This window comes from Pseudonocardia sp. GCM10023141 (assembly GCF_042653605.1).
In genome coordinates, this window is the sequence record NZ_JBHSIR010000037.1 from 1 (window position 1) to 20,907 (window position 20,907).

The following is a 20,907-nucleotide window of genomic DNA, read 5'->3' on the forward strand; positions in this document are numbered from 1 at the left end:
CTCGACCGCCGCATCGCCGACCTGGACATCCTCAACACCGAACTCGACGCCTGGCAGGCCACCACCAACACCGACCAGCGACAAGTCAACTGGCACTTCACCGCCAGCGACGCCCGCACCAAACTCCGACACCTCTACCCCGAATCTTAGAAGCGACGCTCTACTAGCGTTGCGGAAGTGAGCTCGACAACGCCCATTTGATGCGGATGGCTGGGCGGTTCGCCCGCCGAGTCCAAGCCCCAGCCCACCGTGGACGAGGGTGTTCTGACCCTCCGCGAAGCCCGGCGTGCCGTTGGAATCTGATGGGCCGATGTATCAAAGTGGAACGGCGGTGCACCCGTACGCGGTCGGCATGATTCTCGCCACACAAGCAGCTGTGGCCACGGAAGGATCGGTCAATCGTGACGGAGCACAACGAGCTCGACGTCCTCATCGTCGGCGCTGGTTTCGCCGGCCTGTATCAGCTCGACAGGTTGCGGGAGCGGGGACATGGAGTACACGTACTGGAATCCGCACCCGGTCTGGGAGGAGTTTGGTACTGGAACTGCTATCCGGGCGCGCGGGTCGATACCTGGGCATCGATGTACCAGTTCTCCGACGAGGACCTGTGGAAGGACTGGGACTACAGTGTCCTGTATCCCGACTGGTCGGAGGTACGCGAATACTTCCGCTACATCGACGAGAAGAAGAACTACTCCCGCGACATCTCGTTCAACACGCCCGTGGACTCTGCCCTGTTCGATGAGGCGACTCGTCGCTGGAACGTCACGGCCACGGACAGAGCGACCGGTACGACGAGGGAGTTCCAGGCCCGGCACCTGGTTCTGTGCACTGGGTTCGGCTCCAAGCCGTTCGTCCCTGATCTGCCCGGCCTGCAGGACTACACAGGCGAGATCCACCACACCGCACGCTGGCCCCAGGGCGGATTGAGCCTGGATGGCAAGCGGGTCGCGGTCATCGGCACCGGCGCGTCCGGTGTCCAGGTCGCGCAGGAGGCTGCGCCGGTCGCGTCCCAGTTGACCGTGTTCCAGCGGACGCCGAATCTGGCGCTGCCGATGCGCCAGCGGGCGTTCTCGGCCGAGGACAAGATCGCGGACAAGGAGACGTGCCGAGAGCGGATGGCGCTCCGGAACGGCACCTTCGCCGGATTCGACTACGACTTCCTGGGGAACGCGACGACTGACGTCTCGGCCGAGGAGCGTGCGGCCGCGTACGAGAAGCTGTGGGAGATCGGCGGGTTCGTGCCATGGCTGGGAAACTTCAACGACTTCTTCTTCAACGAGGAGTCGAACACTCACTTCTACAACTTCTGGCGCGACAAGACCCGGGCGCGGATCGACGACAAGGACCTGTGGGAGAGTCTTGCCCCGACCAGTCCGCCGCACCCTTTCGGCGTCAAGCGGCCATCGCTGGAGCAGCGCTACTACGAGATCTTCAACCAGAACAACGTCGCGTTGGTCGACCTGCAGCGGAACGGGATCTCGCAGATCACGTCGAACGGGATCCGCACTGCCGACGGTGTCGTGAACGAGTTCGACGTGATCGTGCTCGCGACCGGGTTCGACGCTGTCACCGGCGGCATCACCGCGATCGACATCCGCAATGCCAAGGGAGAGTCGTTCGCCGAGTCGTGGAAGGACGGCGCCCACACCGCGCTGGGCTCGGCGACTGCGGGATTCCCGAACCTGCTGTTCGTGTACGGCCCGCAGAGCCCCTCCGCGTTCTGCAACGGACCGTCGTGCGCGGAGGCTCAGGGTGAGTGGGTCGCTGACTACGTCGACCACCTGTTGACCTCGGGTGTCACGCGCTCGGAGGCGACACCGGCTGCCGAGGCGAGGTGGCAGGAGGGGATCGACGCCATCGTGGCGCAGGCGCTGTTCACCAAGGCGAAGTCGTGGTACATGGGGGCCAACGTGCCGGGCAAGAAGGTGCAGATGCTGATGTACCCGGGCGGCCTCCCGGGCTTCCTCGACGAGGTGAACACCTCGAAGGCGAACGGATACCCGGACTTCGTCCATTCCAGCTGACCCGATCCACCGCTGCTGCCGGAGCCGACGTTGTTCCCGTTCTTCCCGGTGCCCGGCGGGAACCGCGTCTGCGCCGTTTACTTTCCGCCGGACCGCGATCACGGTCACGGGGAAGATCACGGCTCCGACCCCGAGCAGGCCCAGCCCGGCCTGCTCGGCGCCTTCACCGGCCAGGACGGGGACGATGGTGTGTCGCCGTGGCGCCGATCGCAGGATGTCCTCCCGATCCCAGCACCGAGGGCCCGTCAGTCGGCGATGAGAGGCCAAAGGCCGTCCGGTCCCGCTGTCGCGGCCGCCGCGGCGAGCCGGCGGTCCCAGTGTGCGACGGACCCGAAGTCGCTACGCCAGGTGTCCTTCGCCGGTCGATCTGATCCATTGAACGGGCTCCGAGCTGTGGTGGCTCATGTTCGGTGTCAACGACGGCCCTCCGCGTGTGAAGACCCTCGGAGATCTCGGTTCCGACCGGCGATGTCGGTGGGCAGCGAGGCCTCGGAGCAGCTGTAGCTGTCGCCGAAGCTGCTCTGGCAGACCGCCGGCAAGTGGATGTCGTGACGCTGAAGCTGTTCCTGGCCCACTGGACGCAGCTGGCGCAGACCTTCCCGCCCCACGACGAGTACGCGCAGAAGACCGACCGCACCATCCCGATCGTCCTGCTCACCCCGGTGTGAGCGCCTTCCACAGCACACCCGTCCGGGCCCCACCTGCGGCGAGGTCGTCAGCGCATTGCGCGGGTCGAAAGACCCGAGCAGGATTCACGGCTCCTACGGAGCGCAGTACCTGTTCTGTTGCCCCTCGGTGACATGGCGCAACGACGTCGTGGCCGCATCACGCCTGGGTCGGGGTGGAACTCGGCGTGCCGACCACAGGTACGCCGGCGCGGTTGGCGCCTCGGTCATGACGTTCCCTCAGATCGGGCCGTCGGCGCGGTTGCCGAGATGCGGGCGGCGAGGGCGGCGGCGCCCTCGCCGGACAGTTGCGGTAGCGCGATGAGGCGCCCGCAGCACACGAGGAGCAGCGCGGCCATCGGGCCCCGGACCTCAGGGCCCTCGCCGGCCGACCAGGTCGTGTCGGTGGCGGTGAGCCGGAAGCCGGCCACGTTCTTGATCGACGGCGGCGGCGGCGGCATGCGCATCGACAGGTTCCGGCCGGCGGCGGCGGCCGCGGCGGCGGGCGCCATGTCGAGGCGGCGGCCGAGCGGGATGGCGATGTCCTGGCTGTGCACCAGGATGTCGGTGAGCGTCTCGAGGTGGGTCACGCCGAAGTTGTGCCGGCGTGAGCCGATCATGTCGCGGATCGCCGCGATGATCTGCGCGGTAGTCAGCTCGGCGGCCCGCAGCCGGGCGACGTGCTGGGTCGTGCGGTCCACGCTGCCGCGCCACTTGCCCAGAATGCGCAGTTCGTCACCGAGACTGAGCTGTTGCATGGTCAGGTGGGCGGCGACGTCCCGAACGGTCCAACCCGCGCACAGGGAGGACTGCTGCCACTCGTCGTCGGAGAGTTCGTCGAGCAGGACGGTCAGGCTCGCACGCTGCGCGTCGATGGCCTGCCAGACGTGGTCGCGGTCGAGAGAGGCGGTCATGACGGAACCTCCACGGATCGTGGCCGGAGCACGGTCGTCACGAGTGCCGTGATCTGGTCGGCCGGGTCGAACGCCGGGTCCGGAATGGCGAGGTCGTGCAGGACGAGGCCGGTGTAGTGGTTCATGATGATCGGCCCGTCGCGCTCGGGGTCGGTGGAGCCGGCAACGCGCAGCCATTGCATGAACCACGCGTTGACCCCGGCGCCGGTGGTACTCATTTGCGCGCGCAGCGACGGGTGGATGCCCGCCTCGACGAGGATCGCGTAGCGGGCCAGGGTCAGCGTGCGCAGCTTGCCGGTGGCCTCTTTGGCCGCGAGAACCAGCACCTGGGCAAGCTCCTGCGGGGTGGTCGGGTACATCCGCCTCGCGAGGTCCTCCCAGGCGGCGCGCTCGCGGGCGGCGAAGCGCTCCACCACGGCGTTGAGCAGCGCGTCGCGGGTGCGGAAGTGGTTGGACGTGGAGCCCGCCGGCAGGCCGGCCGTAGCGTCGACCGCGCGGTGGGTCAATGCGTGGATCCCACGCTCGCCGAGGACTGTGATCGCGGCATCGAGGAGCTCTTCGCGTCGCGTACCCATTGCCCGATACTACGGTCATAGTCACGGTGACTACAAGAGTTGTACTGACAACTGCGATGGTAGTGACAACCGAGCACCGAGGCCTTTCGCGCCGGCAAGACGTTCGACGGCGAACAGTTCCTCGCGGGCGGGGGCCCTGGTGCGCGTCCAGTACCTTGTCATCGCCGGGTGGCTGCGGGTTCCGCGCCGGCCCGGACCGCCGCCCGGTGGACATGCATGCCGGACACCAGGGTCAACACGCCCACACCCGCCGACGCGGACCGGGCGAGCGCGCCAACGCCGATCAAGAACTGGAAGATCGTCCGCACGATCGGCGAGTTGCCGATCCGCTCTTCCCCGTGCGGCTGGTCGAGGACATCGAGGGTGCCGCGGGCAACGGACATCGGTACCTGTGTCTGGACACCCTCGGCTATCCGCACCGGGGCGCCCATCTCCGCGGTGATCAGCGCGGCGATCGCCGGCAGATGTCGTGCCGTGGCATCGATGATCGCGGATACGCGGCGCCGCCGCTCCCTCAGGTCGATGTCCGGATCGAAGGCGCGGCGCGCAGCCGAGACTGCGGCGTCCACATCGCCGGCGGTACCGTTCGGGACGTGCCCGATCACCTTCTCGGTCGCCGGATTCACGACCTCGACCACGCCGTTGGGAACACGGGCGCGATCCAGCGACCGTCGATGTAGAGAGTGTTGCGTTCGCGCATCGCCGTGGCTTGCTCGGTCACGTCAACGGCCCCGGTCCATCACGATGCTGGCGCGAACATCGCGTTTGCTCTCTGCCGCGGCGAAGGCGTCGTTGATCTGGTCGAGCGAGTACGTGGCGGCGCCGAGTCTCGCGAGCGGGATCTTGTCCCGCTGTTGCTCGAGGAAGGTCAGCGCACGGGAGAGCACGTCGGGTTCGTAGAGTGACACGCCGATCATGGTTTTGTTCGAGAAGAGGAAGCTCGACGGATCGAAATCGAACGTCCTGCCCCGGTTGATGTTGCCGATCTCGACGTAGCGGCCGTACATGGCGAGCATCTTCAGGCCCTCGTCGATCGCGGCCGGGATGCCGACCACCTCGACGACAACGTCCGCGCCGCGACCTGACGTCCAGGTGCGGACGTGTTTGGCCCGGTCTCGGACCTCGGTGACCTCGGTGAGGTCGATGACGTGGTCCGCGCCGAAGGCGGTGGCGAGCTCGAGCCGTTCGGCGACGCCGTCGATCGCGATGACGACCCGGGCTCCCCGCGCCTTGGCAACGGCGACGGCGTACAGGCCGAGCGCGCCTGCTCCCTGTATGACCACGCTCTCCCCGAAGGTCAGATTCGCGCGTTCGAGCCCATACATGACCTGCGACAACGCACAGTTCGCCCCGGATGCCAGTTCGTCTGGAACCGAGTCGGGGACGCGATAGAGGACGGCGTCGGCGGGCAGCAGGAAGTAGTCCCCGTAGCCGCCGACGAAGTAGGGAGGCTGCTCGGCGTTACCCAGCATCGCCATGGACAGCTTCTCGCAGGCGGTGCGACGCCCGTGAAGACAGCTGTAGCAGCGATGGCAGGAGAAGAAGTACGGGAAGACGACCCGCGTTCCCGTCTCAAGACGACGACCGTCGGAGTCGGCGGTGACGCCGTCGCCGAGCGCGGCGATCTCGCCGACCATTTCGTGTCCCAGGACCGTGGGGAGCTGACCGCCGAGCCCCTTCGTGTTGAAGGTGCCGTGCCAGGCGTGCAGGTCCGAGCCGCAGATGTTGGTTCGCGTCACCCTGATCAGCACCTCGCCGGGACCGACCTCGGTGAGGGTGGCTTCGGTGAGCGTGAAGGGTTGTCCAGGTGTGTCGAATCGGGCGATGCGGCCGGTGAACATGGGTTCCTCTCGGATGGTCGGGCGTCCTCGGTCGAGACGGCCGCACGACCGGGCCCGAGGCTCCGAGGCCGTGCGGCCGCAGTTCGATCGGCTCCCGCCTCAGTTGGCTCCGCGGCGGCCGACGTTCGCGACGCGGACGTAGCCGTTGGACTTGCCCTGCGCGAAGTCGGGCAGTGTCGTCGTGTTGGTGATCAGGAAGAGCACGTCGTTGTTGGGTCCGCCGAAGGTGGCGGCCACTCCCCAGGCGTCCGGGACGAGGATCCGGTCGGTGATCTCGCCGCCCTCCTCTACCCGGTAGAAGCCGCTCTCCGGGCCCTCGGTCAGCGCGTTGGCGTACCAGACGCCCCCGTCGGCGTCGACGGTCATGCCGTCCGGGTTGTGGGTGCCGGGCAGGTCTGCCCAGGTCCGGTGGTCTGTGAGGGTGCCGTCGGGCTGCAGGGTGTAGGCGGAGATCTTGTGTGCGAGGGTCTCGGCGAGCAGGAATGTCGTCCGGTCGGGGTGCAGTTCCGCCCCGTTGGGGAAGAGCGTGTCGCCGGGCACGCTGGAGACCGTGCCGTCCGGGGTGACGTGGATCAGGTTGGTGGTCGCGGGCGCCGCGCCGCCTGCCAGGTCGAAGCCGAAGTTGCCGATGTAGGCGTGGTCGTTCACGACGCGCATGTCGTTCGCGTCGCCGCCGCAGAAGGCGGCCAGGTCGGCGTGCACGGTGATCGTCTCGTCGACCGCGCGCCGCAACAGTTTGTGGTCGTGCTGCGAGACGATCAGCATTGACCCGTCGGACAGGAACCCGAGGCCGGACGGCGAGTTCGGGACCTCGGCGACCGTCTCCCAGCTGCCGTCGTTGTCCATCGCGATGACCCGGGTGTTGAAGAAGTCGCTGAGGTAGAGCTTCCCGTCGCGGTAGCGAGGTGCTTCGAGGAAGCCGTGGCCGCTGCTGAGCTCGGTGAAGCCGTGGTCGGTAGGCATCGTTGTCTCCTTGTCGATCAAGGTGTCGTGGTTGCGGTGCGTCGGATCAGAGGAAGGCGCTGCGGAGCAGCTTCTTGTCGAACTTCCCGACGCTCGTCTTGGGCAGTTCCGCCATCAGGTCGAACCGGTCCGGGACCCAGAAGGACGGGAACCGCTCCTTCAGGTGAGCCTTGAGTTCCTCGGCGGAGACCTCGCCGGAAGCGACGATGAAGGCGACGGGCCGCTCGATCCACGTGGGATCCGGCGCTCCGACCACGGTGGCCTCGACGATCTTCGGGTGGTCGGACAGCGCGTTCTCCAGCGCCACCGACGAGATCCACTCGCCACCGCTCTTGATCAGGTCCTTGGCACGGTCGACGATCGTGAGGTAGCCGTCGGGCGTCATGGTGGCGATGTCACCGGTGTGGAACCAGCCGTCGGTGAAGCTGGCTGCCGAGCGGGCGTCGTCGTAGTACTCGCGGATCACCCACGGCGACCGGACGAGGACCTCCCCGGGTGTCCGTCCGTCCCACGGCGCCTCGCTCCCGTCGTCACCGAGCAGCTTGACCTCGACCAGCGGCAGCGGTTGCCCCTGCCGGCCGAAGATCGCGAAGCGGGCGTCCCCGTCGAGGTGCTGGTTGGCGGTCGTCAGGCCGCAGAAGGTGAGCACGGGCGAGGCCTCGGTCATGCCCCAGGCCTGGGTGACGTGGATGCCGTGCTGCTGCTTCCACCACTTCATCTCGCCGACCGGCGGCGCCTGGCCCCCCAGCCACAGGGTGTGCAACGACGAGATGTCGAACGTGCCCGGATGGTCCTCCAGTGCGCGGCGGAGGAGCATTCCGACGGTCACCGCGCCGACCAGGACGGTGGGCTTCGCGGTCTCGACCATCTGCAGGTAGTCGGAGCCCACGGGGTGATCGCCCGGTAGCACGATGGTGGCGCCCTGCATGACGCAGGCGAACGGCATCCCCCACGAGTTGACGTGCGAGAGCGGGGTCACCAGCGCGTAGCGCTCGGCCTCGCTCACGCCGATGGTGCCGGTGGTGCACAGGCCGAGGGCGTGCAGCACGGTACTGCGGTGGCTGTAGACCACGCCCTTCGGGTCGCCTGTGGTGCCCGACGTGTAGCACATCGACGCTGCGGTGTTCTCGTTCAGATCTGGGTAGTCGTAGTCGTCCGCGGCCGCCGCCATCAGGTCGTCGTAGGAATGCACCGGAACGGGAAGAACGCCCGCTGCCGGGACTGCGCCGTCGAATGCGATGACGGCCCGAACGTTCGCCAGCCGGTCCCGGAGGCGTTCGAGCAGCGGCAACTGGTCACCGCTGACGAGCAGCACGGTGTCATCGGCGTGCGCGATGATGTAGGCGATCTGCTCGTCCGAGAGCCGGGTGTTGATGGTGTGCAGGACGGCGCCCATGCAGGGCACAGCGAAGTAGGACACCAGATGTGCGGCGGTGTTCCAGGCCAGCGTGCCGACCCGGTCACCGGGCCCGACGCCCAGGTCGCTCAAGACGTTCGACAGTCGACGCGCACGCTGCCCGAACTCGGCGAAGGTGAACACATCGATCCCGCTCTCGGTGCGAGCGATGACCTCCTTGTGTCCGTAGAGACGCTCAGCACGCCACAGCAGGGTCTTGATCTGCAGCGGTACATCCATCATCAAGCTGTGCACCGTGCGCTCCTCGTGCGGATAGCGGGGAAGGGTCCGACCGAGATCGCCGCGGTCAGAGTCGTTTCCCGAGCAAGGTCGCCGCGGCGGATCTCCGCGTCGGTCTCTCAACGCCTGGGGCGACATTCCTCCAGTGGTGGCGATCTCGCGGCCAGGTAGCAGTGAACGGAGATGGTTCACGTTGATCGGCCGACCGAGCCGTTCCAGTTCGAGACACTGGCTTGTACGCGGCCGATGTCGGCGGACCGGACCGTTCACCCAGATCAACGTCCTGCGGTGAGGCGGGATCGGGAACGGCGGCCCGAGCGGACGGCAGATCGTGTGTCTCGATGTGGAACACCGGCCATCGAGACGAGCTCGGCTACCCTCGTGAGTGACTCGCGTCACTGGAGATTGCGAAGGTCCTGATGAGGTCGACTCGTATGACCGCACCGGAACAAGTCGAGCCCCCGGCCCTGGGCGAGCCCGTTCTGCGGCCCGTGATCGCCGCGTCCTGGCGCCGGTCCTCGGCGTGTGGCCTTGACCACGAGAAGCGCGTCGAGCTGCCCTTCGACCAGGATCTCGACGATGACAGCCGCCTGCTCCGGGCGGCCCGACCTGTGCTCGATCGGCTGGTCAACACACTGTCGGATACGCCGAATACAGTCCTGCTGGCCGACCACACTGCCCGGATCGTGCAGCGACGTGTCGGTCGAAAGTCCCTGTACAACACCCTGGACCGGGCGGGTGTCGCCCCCGGGTTCGGCTTCCACGAGGAGTTCGCCGGCACCAACGGGGTCGGCACCGCTCTGGAAGAATCGAAGCCCGTGGTCGTGCACGGTGAGGAGCACTTCGCGGGGTTCCTTCGCAGCCTGTCCTGCGTCGGAGTGCCGATCCACGCTCCGATCACCCACGCCGTCGAGGGCGTACTCGATCTCACGTGCCTGTCCAGCGACTACAACCCGCTGATGCGGCCTTTGCTCGTCGAGGCGGTCGAGCACATCCAGACCCGCCTCACGCAGATGGCGTCGCCATCAGAGGTGGCATTGCTCGAGGAGTTCGTGCGGACCTGCCGCATTCACCGTGGCGCGGTCGTAGCGCTTCGTCCCAACGTCATCCTCACCAACCCGACTGCTGTCGAGCACCTGCATCCAGCAGAACATGCGGCGCTGTGGGACACGGCGCGCTCGATGGCGGCGGCCGGACGTTCGGACGGGTTCATCGAGCTCGCCGGTGGCCGCTACCGAATTCGCTGCTCTCCTGTCGACGCCGGCTCACGGCAGCCCGGCGGGGTGGTCCTGCGTCTGGACCCGCACGAACGGAGCGTTCCACGCCGCAACCGCGACACGTACACCGCTGCGCCGGTCCGGCCGCTTCCCGGCCGCAGCCCGCAGTGGCAGCGCATCCTGACTCTCCTTGCGGACCTGGCCACCTCGAAAGGACCGGTAGCCATCACCGGGGAGGCAGGAACCGGCAAGGCGCGGCTGGCGAGACACCTGGCCTGTTCGGCGAACGACGGCCGCGGCCTCCGTGTCTTCAACGCTGAGACCGAGCGGGATTCTCTCTCCGCCCGCGTCAGCGCGGCGCTGGCATCGGGAGACGCGGTGGTGCTGCGTCGGATCGATCGGCTCGGGTCCGAAGATCTAGCCCGTCTGGAGTCGCTCGTCGAGCTGGGACCGGGTCCGGTGGGCCGGCTGTTCGTCACGGCCCGGACCACAGCCGAGATTCCGCCGTCGCTGGAACGCGCGCTCGCTCGCTTCACCCATCACGTCTGGGTGCCACCGCTGCACCAGCGCACGGAGGACATCACCGACCTCCTACCCGCTCTGCTGGCCGAGCTCACTGGCCGCGACGACATCTCATGCTCGCTCCCGACGACACAGGCACTGATGCGCTGCCGATGGCACGGCAACGTCACTGAACTTCGCGACGTCCTTGCCTCTGCCCTGGCCGCAGGAGTGACCCGCGAGGTCGAGCTGCGCCACCTGCCGACCCGAATCCTCCAGCGGGCCAACCAGCGGCAGCTCACCCCGCTCGAACACGCCGAGCGCAACCTCATCATCGAGACGATGGCCAGCGTCACCGGCAACCGCACGGAAGTGGCCCGGATCCTCGGCATCGGTCGAGCCACCCTCTATCGCAGAATGCGAAGTCTGGGCATCGCCACTGAGCAGGAACTCGCCCGCTGACTCGGACCGGCCGATATTCACTTCGCCCGTTTGATCGTTCGCCGTCGGGACGGCAGGGAATCGCTCAGAGCGGCGAACGCCGCTGATCGTGGCGCCGCTGGGCCCGTCGAAGCGCCGCAGAACGCCAGCGCCGAGCCAGCGAGAACCGTCGCGAGCGCCAGGAGCGGCCGGTGAACGGCGCAGCCGCGACCCTGGCTCACGGCCCGCCGGGAGTAGCGCTCGGACCTTGACCTCTCGCCGCAGCTGGGGACGCCTCAGTTGCGGGGCTGGCGCCGACGATGCCGAGCCACCGCGATCACTGGCCTGATCGTGCCCGTCCGGTGGCGCGGCCGGTGCGGCCGGTCGCCTGCTCGGTCGACGATCACCACCCGCGTGCCGGCGGCGTGCGCACCCGCGAGCGTCGACTCGCCGACGGCGCCGATCGCGACGATGCCGTCCACCCGTCGCTCCAGGAAGGTGCGGACGTAGGCCGTCTCGCGCTCCTGCTGCCCGGCCGAGTTGCCCAGGAACAGCAGGCGGTCGCGGGGCAGCGCCGCCGCCTCGACGGCGAGCGCGAGCTCGGCGAAGTAGGCGTTGCTGACGTCGGGCACGATCATGCCGATCGTCCGCGACTCCGTGGCGGCCAGCGAGCGTGCGATCGCGTTGGGCCGGTAGTCGAGCGCGGCCATCGCGGCGAGCACCCGCTCCCGGCGCTCGGGGCTGACGTTGCGGGGACCGCCGTTGATGACGTAGCCGACCACCGCCGTGGACGTCTCCGCGAGACGCGCGACGTCGTCGCGGGTCGGGCGGCGATCGCTCACCCGGTTGCCTCGGCGGGCCGGATCCGGAAGCGGGGATAGCGATCGGCGGCGCCCTCGTGCTCGACGCTGCGGGTGCCGGCCTCGACCCCGGAGCGGGTGGCGTCGGCGAGCCCGAGCCCGAGCCCGTGCGCGAGCGCTGCGGCGACGACGCCGACCGTGGCGTCGCCTGCCCCGGTGGTGTCGCGCACCTCTCGCGGCACCGGGCCCTGGACGTGCCGCGCCTCGGTCGGAGAGATGAACACCGCACCCGCGGCGCCGAGGGTGATGATGGCCGAGCGGCACAGCCCACGCACCCGGTCCGCCGCGGCGAGCGCCGTGGCCACGTCGGTGACGGTGTGGCCGAGCAGCTCCGACACCTCCACCTCGTTGACCACCAGCGGATCGGCGAGGCGGGCCAGGTCGGGGGCGTCGACGTAGGGCGCGAGGTTGAGCACGATCCGGATCCCGGCGCGCTCTGCGAGCTCGGCGGCGGCCCGCAGCGCCGCCACCGGCACCTCGCACTGCATGACGAGCACGCTCGCGCCGGTGATCCGGTCGGCGACGGCCGCCACGTAGTCGCCGTCGAGGCTGCGGTTGGCGCCGCCGACCACGATGATCTGGTTCTCGCCGCTGTCGCTCACCGCCACGAACGCGGATCCGGACGGCGCGTCGTCGCGGTGCGCCACGCCGGCGGCATCCACATCGTTGGTCTCGAGCGCCGCCACGAGCTCGTCGCCCGCGGCGTCCGTGCCGACCGCGCCGAGGAAGCACGTGGCCGTGCCCGTGCGTGCGGCCGCGACGGCCTGGTTCGCCCCCTTGCCGCCGAGCCCGAGTGCGAGCCCGTCGGCCACGACGGTCTCACCGGCCTGCGGCAGGCGGGCGACGCGGATGACGCTGTCGCGGTTCACGCTGCCCAGCACGGCGACGGTGGGTGCGGGCGGGGCGGAAGGCATCGGTGGCTGCTCCTTGAGATCTACGCGGGTAGATCGAGGTTCACGCATCGTCGACCCGGTGACAAGCCCGGCGCCCACCGATCGGGGGACCCCGGCGTCGTCCACCCGGTCGGCCGATCACCCGATCCTGGTCCGGGGCGCCCGACGACAGGCTTCTCCCATGCCGGAAACACCGGCGGACCTCGGAAGGAAGCCCATCATGAAGACCTTGATCCTCGCCACCGTCGCACTCGGACTCGCCGCCGCCGCCACCCTCGGACTCGCGGGCACCGCGGGGGCCTCGGAGCCCTCGGGCGTCATCACGCACCCGACCACCTCCTACTCCAGCCCGTCCAACGTGTCCGCTCCGGTCACGTCGCTGCCAACCGGCACGCAGGTGCAGGCCGTGTGCTTCACGGAGGGGCAGAGCGTCAACGGCAACCAGAACTGGTTCCGGATCATCGACGGCAACGGGTCGAGCTACGTCCACCGCTCCGCGATCACCGTCGACCCCGGCCTGCGCCACTGCTGAGGCGCACGTGCGAGGCGCACGCGACCCCGGGTCCCCAGTGGACCCGGGGTCGTTCCGCGTTCCCGGACGCCGTCCTCCGATCGGCCGACCTGCGGCTCCGCCGCCCGATCGGCCGGCTGACCGACCGTGCCTGCCGCCGGGGGCGGCCAGAGTCTGGCTAACCCACTGATACCGAAGGACCGAGACGATGACCACCGCGCTGATCGCACGAACCGCCCCCACCGTCCGCCCGCCATGGCTCGTCGCGGCGGATCTCTCGGCGATCCTGCTCCTCGCGGTCGAGGGCGGGCTGATGGCTGTCGCCGCCGGCCTCGGACCGTTCGGGGTGCTGGTCGTCGCCTTCGTCTCGTCGCTGGGCGGTGGGCTGATCCGCGACCTGATCGTGCAGCGGCACCCGCCCGCCGCGTTCGGCTCGATCCTCTACCCGGCGACGGCGCTGGTCGGCGGGATGGTGGCGGCGCTGGGGCACGGCGTGCTCGACGACCTCCTCCTCGGCGTCCGGGCCCCGTTCGACGCCGCCGCGCTGGGGCTGCTGTGCGTGGTCGGGGCGATCATCGCCCTCGACCGCGGTACCTCGGTGCTCGGCGCGGTGGTGCTCGGCACGGTGAGCGCGATCGGTGGCGGTGTGATCCGGGACCTGCTGACCGGCACCGTGCCGCTGGCCCTGCGCCACGACGTCAGCGCCGTCGCGGCAGCGGCCGGGGCGGCAGCGACCGTGATCGCGCTGCGCTGCCGCGCCCCTCGATCGGTGGCCGCGGTGCTGGGCGTCGTGGTCTGCGCCTCGCTGTCGATGGTCGCCACCGCGCAGGGGTGGCGACTGCCAGCGCTGGGCGGCTGACCCCCGTTGACGGCTAATAAATTCTGTCGTAGAACTTATCCGGCAGTTGACCACGACGATGTGATTCCGGAGCGTCCATGAGCGAGCCCGCTGGTGACCTGATCCACCTGAGGGCGGCCGGGGTGAGCCTCGTCCTCTCGACGGCGGGTGCCCGGCTCCCGATGGTGCTCCACTGGGGCGCCGATCTCGGCGACCTCGACGACGCCGATCTCGCCGGCCTCGCGGCCGCCGCCATGCCGGGCACCGCGCCGAACGAGAGCGACGCGGTGCCGCGCGCGGGCCTGCTGCCCGAACACGCGTCGGGATGGAGCGGACGGCCGGGCCTCGCGGGCCAGCGAGCCGGAGAGGGCTGGTCGCCGCTGTTCACGCTCACCGCGCTCGACGTCGATACCGCAGCAGGGACGGTACTGGCCGCCGGCCGCGACGACGATGCGGGCGTCGAGGTGGCGATCGAGCTCGAGCTGCTGGCGTCGGGGCTGTTGCGCCAGCGGGCGACGGTCACGGCGCTGGCCGGGTCCGAGGTCCCCTACGCCGTCGAGGGGCTCGCGCTGGCCCTGCCGGTGCCGGCGATCGCCACCGAGCTGTTCGACCTGACCGGGCGCTGGGGCCGCGAGCGGTCGCCGCAGCGGGCCCCGTTCCTCGTCGGCGTGCACGCGCGGGAGAACCGGCGCGGGCGCACCGGCGCCGACGCGCCGCTGATCCTCGCCGCCGGCACGGCCGGGTTCGGGATGCGCACCGGCGAGATCTGGGCGATCCACGTGGCGTGGAGCGGCAACCACGTCGCCTACGCCGAGCGGGTCGCCACCGGCGCCGCGCTGCTGGGTGGCGGCGAGCTGCTGCTGCCCGGCGAGGTCCGGCTCGCCGCGGGCGAGTCCTACACGGGCCCGTGGATCTACGGCGCGCACGCCACCGGCCTCGACGGCGTCGCGGCGCGGTTCCACACGCACCTGCGTTCCCGGCCGCACCACCCGGCGAACCCGCGTCCGGTGGTGCTCAACACCTGGGAGGCCGTCTACTTCGACCACGACCTCGACCGGCTCGTCGAGCTCGCCCGCCGCGGCGCCGAGATCGGCGTCGAGCGCTACGTCCTCGATGACGGCTGGTTCCGCCACCGCCGCGACGACACCGCCGGGCTCGGTGACTGGTACGTCGACGAGGGCGTGTGGCCCAGCGGGCTGAACCCGATCATCGACGAGGTGCGCGGGCTGGGCATGCAGTTCGGGTTGTGGGTCGAGCCGGAGATGATCAACCCGGACTCCGACCTGGCCCGCGCGCACCCGGAGTGGATCCTGCAGACCGGCGGGCGGCTGCCCGTGACCTCGCGCCACCAGCAGGTGCTCGACCTCGCGCACCCCGCCGCCTACGCGTACATCCTCGAGCGCCTCGACGCGCTGCTGACCGAGTACGCGATCAGCTACCTGAAGTGGGACCACAACCGCGACCTCGTCGACGCCGGGCACACCCCGTCCGGCACGGCCGGGGTGCACGCGCAGACGCTGGCGGTCTACCGGCTGCTCGACGAGCTGCGCGGGCGGCACCCCGGCATCGAGATCGAGTCCTGCTCGTCCGGCGGGCTGCGGGTGGACCTGGGGATACTGGAGCGCACCGACCGCGTCTGGGGCAGCGACCAGCTCGACCCGGTGGAGCGCCAGCAGATCCAGCGCTGGACGGCACAGCTGCTGCCGCCGGAGCTGGTCGGCTCGCACGTCGCGTCGCCGCGGTCGCACAGCACCGCCCGCACGCACGACCTGTCCTTCCGCGCGGGCACGTCGCTGTTCGGCTCGTTCGGCATCGAGTGGGACATCTCGTCGGCGACCGCTGCCGACCGCGCCGAACTGGCCCGCTGGGTGGCGCTCTACAAGGAGGTGCGCGGGCTGCTGCACACGGGCACGGTGGTGCGCGCCGACCAGCACGACCCCGCCTTCGCGCTGCACGGCGCGGTGGCGCCGGACCGCAGCGACGCGCTCTACGCGCTGGTGCAGCTCGCCACCGCCGTGACGTCGGTGCCGGGCACGCTGCGCTTCCCCGGGCTCGACCCCGACAAGCGCTACCGGGTGCGCACCCAGGCGCCGGGCGACGCGCCGGCCATGCGCGCGTCGCAGCTGCCGCCCTGGCTCGCCGACGGGCTGGAGCTGCCGGGCCGGGTGCTCGGCGGGTCCGGGGTGCGGGTGCCGGCGCTGCATCCCGAGCAGCTGTTGCTGTTGCGGGTGACGGAGGTCTGAGCGGGCCCGGCCGAACCGCAGCATGGTGGCCATCCAAGCGTCAGATCGCAGGATGGCCACCATGCTGCGATCCGGGAGGCGCGGCGGAGGAGGTTGACGGGGCGCGATCACCCATGTCAGGGTCGGTGGACCAGTGGATGAGCCACTGGTCATCTGGAGGCAGGGTGCCGGAACCGATCCGCCGCGACACGGTCGTGGACGCGCTGGTCGACCGCGTGCGCGACGACGTGCTCGCCGGGCGCTACCCGCCCGGCACGCTGCTGCCCCCGGAACGGACGCTGGCGGCCGGCTACGAGGTCACCCGCACCTCGCTGAAGCACGCGCTGGTGCGCCTCGGCGCGGCCGGGCTCGTGGAGACCAAGCACGGTGTCGGCACGCGGGTGCGCGACTACACCAAGCTCGGCGGCCTCGAACTGCTGCCGGCGCTGCTGCGCGCCGACCCGGGCGGCTGGGCGCGGGAGGTGTTCGAGGTGCGCAGGCAGGTCGGCGCGCTGCTCGCGGCCACCGCCGCCCGCAACGCCACCGCCGAGCAGCGCGAGCGGCTGGTGGCGAGCGTCGCCGCCGTCCGCGACGCGGCCGACGCCGATGCCGCGCAGCTGGCCGAGAGCCGCTTCCACCGCGAGCTCGCCGGTGCCACCGGCAACCGGGTCTACCGCTTCCTGACCAACGCGCTGCTGAGCGCCTACCTGCCGATGCGCACCGCGTTGCGGGCTCCGTTCGCCGACCCGGTGGCGGCCGCCGACCGGCTCGAACCGGTGCTGGCGGCCGTGCTCGACGGCGACCCGCACGCCGCCCGCGCTGCCGCCGACGCCTACCTGGCCGAGACCGAACGCCTGATGCTGGGCTGACGACGAGGAGTGCTCGTGCGCACCACGTTCCGCGAGACGATGGCAGGCGTCGTCGACGGCCGCCCGTTCACGCTGCGCCTTGCCGTCGACCAGCCCGGCGCGTTCAACCCCTTCGCCGAACGCACCGCCACGCTGTCGGGCACGGTGGACGCCCCCGGCCTCGCCGACGGTGCACCGGTGACGGGCACCCTGCGCATCGCGCCGGTCGCCGCGCGCACCATCGCCTACGACGTCGCGTTCACCGCAGCAGACGGCAGGCGGCTGCGCCTGGCCGGTGCGAAGACCATCGCGTTCACGCATCCGGTCCGCTCGATGACCATCCTGCCGGTCACGCTCACCAGCTCCGCCGCCGAGCGGCTCGGCACCGGCACGTTGCGGTTCGCCCTCCGCGACCTGCCGTCGTTCCTCGGCGGGTTCCGGATCGGGACGGGGACGGGCCCGGCTGACGTGCACACCTCCCGGTGGCGCGGGCAGCCCGGCCGGCTCGAGGTCTGGTACTCGACGTTCACCGATCCGGCCACCGGAACCGGGGTGTGGATCCACCACGAGCTGGTCGCTCCGGCAGGCGGCGGTCCCGCGCAGGCACTCGGCTGGGCGGCGGTGTTCCCTCCGGGGGAGCGCCCGCTGCACGGCCGGTTCGGCCCGCAGGACGCGCCGGCGCTGCGGGACGCGCAGGTGTTCGCCGCCACCGACGTCGCACTCGAACCCGGCCTGCTGCGCGGCGTCGCGGGCGACGTCTCCTGGGAGCTGCGGGAGCGCGGCGGCGGTGCGCCGCTGCACACCTTCCCGGCCTGGTCGTGGCGCCGCGAGTGGCTGCCGGCCGCACATCTGGTGACGGCGCCGGGTGCCACCTTCGACGGCTCCATCCGGTACGCGGGCCGCGAGCTGCGCGTCGAGCAGGCGGTCGGCGCGAGCGCCCGCATCTACGGGCACGGCAACGCGCAGCGGTGGGCGTGGTTGCACGCCGACCTCGGCGGCGGTGACGTGCTGGAGATCGTCACCGCGGTCTCGCGGCGCCCGGGGCTGCGGGCGCTGCGGCCGTTGACGTTCCTGCGCCTGCGCGTCGGCGGCCGGGAGTGGCCCGCGCGCGACCAGTTGCTCGCCGCGCTGCGCTACACGGCGCACATCGACCTGCCGGCATGGTGGGTCTCCGGCCGGTTCGGCGACCGGCGGATCCGCGTCCGGGTGCACCAGGACGCGCAAGCCACGCTCGCCCTCGACTACGCCGACCCCGACGGCGCGCCCGCGGTGTGTCGCAACAGCGAGCGGGCCGACGCGCTGGTGGTGCTGGAGCGCCGCACCGGCCGCACCTGGGTGACCGAGCGCGAATGGCACCTCGACGGCACCGCGCACGCGGAGGTCGGCACCCGTGACTGACGCGGCTGCCGTCGGTGCGCTGCTGGGGCTGACCGATCCGGCCGCCGCCGGTGCCGTCGCCGCCCGGCTGGACGTGCTGCTCGCCGCCATGCCGGTGGCGGTGCGGGCCGGGGTGCGAGCCGGGTTGGGCGCGGTGGCCGTCGCGGCGCGGACCGGCACCGGGCGTCCACTGTCCGAACTCGACGTGGCCGGCCGCGACGCGCTGCTCACCCGCATCACGGCCCACCCGGCGCTGGCCGCAGCGCTCGACCTCGTGAAGATGCCGGCGCTGCTGGCCGCGGGTGCCGTCGCGGCACCGAGCCCGGCGCCCGGGGGCCGGCCCGACGCCGAGCTGGACTGCACACCGTCCTTCGGCTGGCCGGGCTCGACGCGCGCCGACGCCGTGGTGATCGGCTCGGGCGCGGGAGGGGCGATGGCCGCCCGCACGCTGGCCAGGGCCGGACTCGCGGTGATCGTGCTCGAGGAGGGGCGCCGCCACCCCGTCGCCGAGTTCCGCACGGCGAGCCCGCTGGACCGGTTCCGCACCCTCTACCGCGATGGCGGCGCCACCGTCGCACTCGGCAACCCGCCGGTGGTGCTGCCCATCGGGCGTGGCGTCGGCGGCACCACGCTGGTCAACTCCGGCACCTGCTACCGCACCCCCGACCACGTGCTGGCGCGCTGGTCACGCGAGCACGGGCTGGCCGTCGACCGCTTCCCCGCGCTGCTCGACGAGGTCGAGGCCACCCTGCAGGTCGCGCCGCAGCCGCTGGACGTGCTGGGCGCCAACGGCGAGATCGCGCTGCGCGGGGCGCGCGCGCTCGGCTGGGCGGCCGCCCCGCTGCGCCGCAACGCTCCCGGCTGCGGGGGCTGCTGCCAGTGCGCGATCGGCTGCCCGCGCAACGCGAAGAACGGCGTGCACCTCAACGCGCTGCCGCAGGCGTGTGCGGCGGGCGCGCGGATCGTCACCGACGCCCGGGTCGAGCGCGTGCTGAGCGAGCGCGGGCGCGCGGCCGGGGTGCTGGCCAGGCGCCCGGACGGCACGGCGTTCGCGATCCGGGCGCCGCTGGTGGTCGTGGCCGCGGGCGCCACCGAGACGCCGCCGCTGCTGCGCCGCTCGGGGCTCGGGCGCCACCCGGGACTGGGGCGGGGGATGGCCGTGCACCCGGCGGTGAGCGTCGCGGGCCGGTTCGCCGAGCCCGTGCGGGCATGGCAGGGAGTGATGCAGAGCGTCGGGGTCGAGGAGCTGCACCGCCGCGGCATCCTCATCGAGGCGACCGCGGCGCCGCCGGGCATGAGCACGTTCGTGCTGCCGGGGCTCGGGTCCCGGCTCGCTGCCGAGCGCGCAGGCGCCGATCGGCTCGCGTTCCTCGGCGCGATGATCGCCGACCGCCCGTCGGGGCGGGTGCACGGCAGCCGCCGCCCGCTGCTGACCTACCGGCTGCACCCCGACGACGCCGCCACGCTGCGGGACGCGATCGTCGCCATGGGCCGGATCCTCTTCGCCGCGGGTGCGCAGGAGGTGCTGACCGGGCTCACGGCGAACCCGGTGGCCACCACGGTCAACGGGCTGCGCGACATCGTGGCGGGCACCCCGACGGCGGCGCTGCACGTCGCCGCGTTCCACCCCACCGGCTCGGCCCGCATGGGCGCCGACGCGCAGCGGGCCCCGGTGGACGCGACCGGCGCGCTGCGCGGCATCAGCGGCGTCGTCGTCGCCGACGCGTCCGTCCTGCCCAGCTGTCCCGAGGTGAACCCGCAGCTCTCGATCATGGCTGCGGCACTCGCGGTGGCGCACCACGCGGCCGGTACCTGACCGACGGCGATCGGGTGGCCAGGTCGCGCAGGGCAGCGGAGTCGGCGGGCACGCCGTGGCGCCGGCACCAGGCCGCGACCTCGGCACGCGCCCGGCGGGCCTGGCCCCGCCACCACGCCGTGACGGCGATGGCGCGCCTGCGGGCCACCTGCAGCCGTGCCGCCGCCGCGCGGGCGTCGGCGTCGGCATCGGTCAGGTCGGCGCCGGTGAGATCGGCGGGGTCGGGCTGCGGCGCGCGGCCGCGCCTGCGCACCGTCATGACGACGACGGCCACGAGCGCCGCGGCCGCGGGCACGATCAGCAGCGGGCCGGGTGCCAGGTAGCCGACGGCGACGATCCCCAGCACCAGCACGCCCGTCAGGAGCCCCGCCGCCACCGCGATGGCGCCCAGCCGGCGCCACCGGCGGAGCAGGAGGCGCCGGGACGCGGCGTGCAGCACACGCCGCCGCCGGGCCGCGACGGCCGCTCGCCGCTCGGCGGCCCGCACCGCCACCACGGCTGCTGCCGCGCTGCGACGGGCCCTGGCGAGCACGGCCGTTGACGCGGGTGCCGTCGGCTCCTCCGGGCGTTCGAGGAACGCGACGGTGTCGAGGACGTCGGCCATCGCCGCCAGCGCCGCCGGGGAGACCGGAGCGTTCGCGTGCCGTCCGATGGTCTCCTCGCGCGAGCGGGCGGGCCAGCCGAATGCCGCGGAGAGGTGTTGGGTGCAGGCGACGAGCAGGTTCATCCCGATCTCCCCGGTGTCCGATGCCGGGGACTACCCCGTCCGTGGGCGCGTCAAAG

17 protein-coding genes are annotated in these 20,907 nt (G+C 71.4%); 8 read left to right on the forward strand and 9 right to left on the reverse strand.

Going from position 1 to position 20,907, the window contains the following annotated elements:
* Positions 1–401: 401 nt before the first annotated feature.
* Positions 402–2,027 carry a flavin-containing monooxygenase gene (locus ACFPFQ_RS22945; RefSeq protein WP_379622119.1) on the forward strand — a complete coding sequence of 542 codons (1,626 nt, stop codon included), beginning with the start codon at positions 402–404 and terminating at the stop codon, positions 2,025–2,027.
* A gap of 892 nt (positions 2,028–2,919) precedes the next feature.
* On the opposite strand, the gene ACFPFQ_RS22950 is transcribed toward ACFPFQ_RS22945, so the two are convergent.
* The 6 genes from ACFPFQ_RS22950 to ACFPFQ_RS22975 all read right to left on the reverse strand — a co-directional run bounded on the left by ACFPFQ_RS22950 (position 2,920) and on the right by ACFPFQ_RS22975 (position 8,891).
* Positions 2,920–3,606 carry a maleylpyruvate isomerase family mycothiol-dependent enzyme gene (locus tag ACFPFQ_RS22950; protein WP_379622121.1) on the reverse strand — a complete coding sequence of 229 codons (687 nt, stop codon included), beginning with the start codon at positions 3,604–3,606 and terminating at the stop codon, positions 2,920–2,922.
* Positions 3,603–4,181: a TetR/AcrR family transcriptional regulator gene (locus ACFPFQ_RS22955; RefSeq protein WP_379622123.1), complete on the reverse strand. Its 579-nt coding sequence runs from the start codon at positions 4,179–4,181 to the stop codon at positions 3,603–3,605. Before ACFPFQ_RS22955 ends, ACFPFQ_RS22950 begins: the two co-directional genes overlap by 4 nt.
* Before the next feature lie 158 nt (positions 4,182–4,339).
* Positions 4,340–4,819 (reverse strand): aldehyde dehydrogenase family protein, encoded by a 480-nt coding sequence (locus ACFPFQ_RS22960; protein ID WP_379622124.1) that lies wholly within the window; start codon positions 4,817–4,819, stop codon positions 4,340–4,342.
* Between the two features lie 84 nt (positions 4,820–4,903).
* Entirely contained in the window at positions 4,904–6,022 is a 1,119-nt protein-coding gene (locus ACFPFQ_RS22965) for a zinc-binding dehydrogenase (RefSeq protein WP_379622126.1), read from the reverse strand.
* Between the two features lie 99 nt (positions 6,023–6,121).
* A complete protein-coding gene (locus ACFPFQ_RS22970; RefSeq protein WP_379622128.1) occupies positions 6,122–6,985 on the reverse strand; it encodes an SMP-30/gluconolactonase/LRE family protein in 864 nt (287 codons plus the stop codon).
* Between the two features lie 46 nt (positions 6,986–7,031).
* The gene (locus ACFPFQ_RS22975) at positions 7,032–8,891 is read right to left on the reverse strand and encodes a long-chain fatty acid--CoA ligase (RefSeq protein ID WP_379622130.1); all 1,860 of its coding nucleotides are present in this window, start codon (positions 8,889–8,891) and stop codon (positions 7,032–7,034) included.
* A 164-nt stretch (positions 8,892–9,055) separates the two neighbouring features.
* Here ACFPFQ_RS22975 and ACFPFQ_RS22980 point away from each other — a divergent pair, with 164 nt between their 5' ends.
* The gene (locus tag ACFPFQ_RS22980) at positions 9,056–10,801 is read left to right on the forward strand and encodes a sigma-54-dependent Fis family transcriptional regulator (RefSeq protein ID WP_379622132.1); all 1,746 of its coding nucleotides are present in this window, start codon (positions 9,056–9,058) and stop codon (positions 10,799–10,801) included.
* Between the two features lie 254 nt (positions 10,802–11,055).
* Here ACFPFQ_RS22980 and ACFPFQ_RS22985 read toward each other — a convergent pair whose 3' ends face one another.
* Positions 11,056–11,601, reverse strand: coding sequence for a LacI family DNA-binding transcriptional regulator (locus tag ACFPFQ_RS22985; RefSeq protein WP_379622134.1), 546 nt, complete (start codon positions 11,599–11,601; stop codon positions 11,056–11,058).
* Positions 11,598–12,533: a ribokinase gene (locus ACFPFQ_RS22990; RefSeq protein ID WP_379622136.1), complete on the reverse strand. Its 936-nt coding sequence runs from the start codon at positions 12,531–12,533 to the stop codon at positions 11,598–11,600. The genes ACFPFQ_RS22985 and ACFPFQ_RS22990 overlap by 4 nt, the downstream gene beginning before the upstream one ends.
* Positions 12,534–12,732: 199 nt before the next feature.
* Here ACFPFQ_RS22990 and ACFPFQ_RS22995 point away from each other — a divergent pair, with 199 nt between their 5' ends.
* The 6 genes from ACFPFQ_RS22995 to ACFPFQ_RS23020 all read left to right on the forward strand — a co-directional run bounded on the left by ACFPFQ_RS22995 (position 12,733) and on the right by ACFPFQ_RS23020 (position 20,124).
* Complete coding sequence (locus ACFPFQ_RS22995; protein WP_379622138.1) at positions 12,733–13,044, forward strand: hypothetical protein; 312 nt, start codon at positions 12,733–12,735, stop codon at positions 13,042–13,044.
* A gap of 187 nt (positions 13,045–13,231) precedes the next feature.
* Complete coding sequence (locus ACFPFQ_RS23000) at positions 13,232–13,882, forward strand: trimeric intracellular cation channel family protein (RefSeq protein WP_379622140.1); 651 nt, start codon at positions 13,232–13,234, stop codon at positions 13,880–13,882.
* Positions 13,883–13,959: 77 nt separating this feature from the next.
* Positions 13,960–16,104: an alpha-galactosidase gene (locus tag ACFPFQ_RS23005; protein WP_379622142.1), complete on the forward strand. Its 2,145-nt coding sequence runs from the start codon at positions 13,960–13,962 to the stop codon at positions 16,102–16,104.
* A gap of 164 nt (positions 16,105–16,268) precedes the next feature.
* A complete protein-coding gene (locus ACFPFQ_RS23010; RefSeq protein WP_379622144.1) occupies positions 16,269–16,952 on the forward strand; it encodes a FadR/GntR family transcriptional regulator in 684 nt (227 codons plus the stop codon).
* 15 nt (positions 16,953–16,967) lie between these two features.
* On the forward strand, positions 16,968–18,329 hold the full coding sequence (locus tag ACFPFQ_RS23015; protein WP_379622146.1) for a hypothetical protein: 1,362 nt from the start codon (positions 16,968–16,970) through the stop codon (positions 18,327–18,329).
* Complete coding sequence (locus ACFPFQ_RS23020) at positions 18,322–20,124, forward strand: GMC family oxidoreductase (RefSeq protein WP_379622148.1); 1,803 nt, start codon at positions 18,322–18,324, stop codon at positions 20,122–20,124. The genes ACFPFQ_RS23015 and ACFPFQ_RS23020 overlap by 8 nt, the downstream gene beginning before the upstream one ends.
* Here the strand turns inward: ACFPFQ_RS23020 and ACFPFQ_RS23025 are convergent.
* Positions 20,078–20,851, reverse strand: a complete 774-nt coding sequence (locus ACFPFQ_RS23025) for a hypothetical protein (protein ID WP_379622150.1) — start codon at positions 20,849–20,851, stop codon at positions 20,078–20,080. The two genes, ACFPFQ_RS23020 and ACFPFQ_RS23025, sit on opposite strands and share 47 nt — an antisense overlap.
* Positions 20,852–20,907: the final 56 nt, after the last annotated feature.

Excerpts from the sequence above, each read along its gene's own strand:
- ACFPFQ_RS22950 (WP_379622121.1), bottom strand. The coding sequence starts at position 3,606 with ATGACCGCCTCTCTCGACCGCGACCACGTCTGGCAGGCCATCGACGCG.
- ACFPFQ_RS22955 (WP_379622123.1), bottom strand. The coding sequence starts at position 4,181 with ATGGGTACGCGACGCGAAGAGCTCCTCGATGCCGCGATCACAGTCCTC.
- ACFPFQ_RS22965 (WP_379622126.1), bottom strand. The coding sequence starts at position 6,022 with ATGTTCACCGGCCGCATCGCCCGATTCGACACACCTGGACAACCCTTC.
- ACFPFQ_RS22970 (WP_379622128.1), bottom strand. The coding sequence starts at position 6,985 with ATGCCTACCGACCACGGCTTCACCGAGCTCAGCAGCGGCCACGGCTTC.
- ACFPFQ_RS22980 (WP_379622132.1), top strand. The coding sequence starts at position 9,056 with ATGACCGCACCGGAACAAGTCGAGCCCCCGGCCCTGGGCGAGCCCGTT.
- ACFPFQ_RS22990 (WP_379622136.1), bottom strand. The coding sequence starts at position 12,533 with ATGCCTTCCGCCCCGCCCGCACCCACCGTCGCCGTGCTGGGCAGCGTG.
- ACFPFQ_RS22995 (WP_379622138.1), top strand. The coding sequence starts at position 12,733 with ATGAAGACCTTGATCCTCGCCACCGTCGCACTCGGACTCGCCGCCGCC.
- ACFPFQ_RS23000 (WP_379622140.1), top strand. The coding sequence starts at position 13,232 with ATGACCACCGCGCTGATCGCACGAACCGCCCCCACCGTCCGCCCGCCA.
- ACFPFQ_RS23005 (WP_379622142.1), top strand. The coding sequence starts at position 13,960 with ATGAGCGAGCCCGCTGGTGACCTGATCCACCTGAGGGCGGCCGGGGTG.
- ACFPFQ_RS23025 (WP_379622150.1), bottom strand. The coding sequence starts at position 20,851 with ATGAACCTGCTCGTCGCCTGCACCCAACACCTCTCCGCGGCATTCGGC.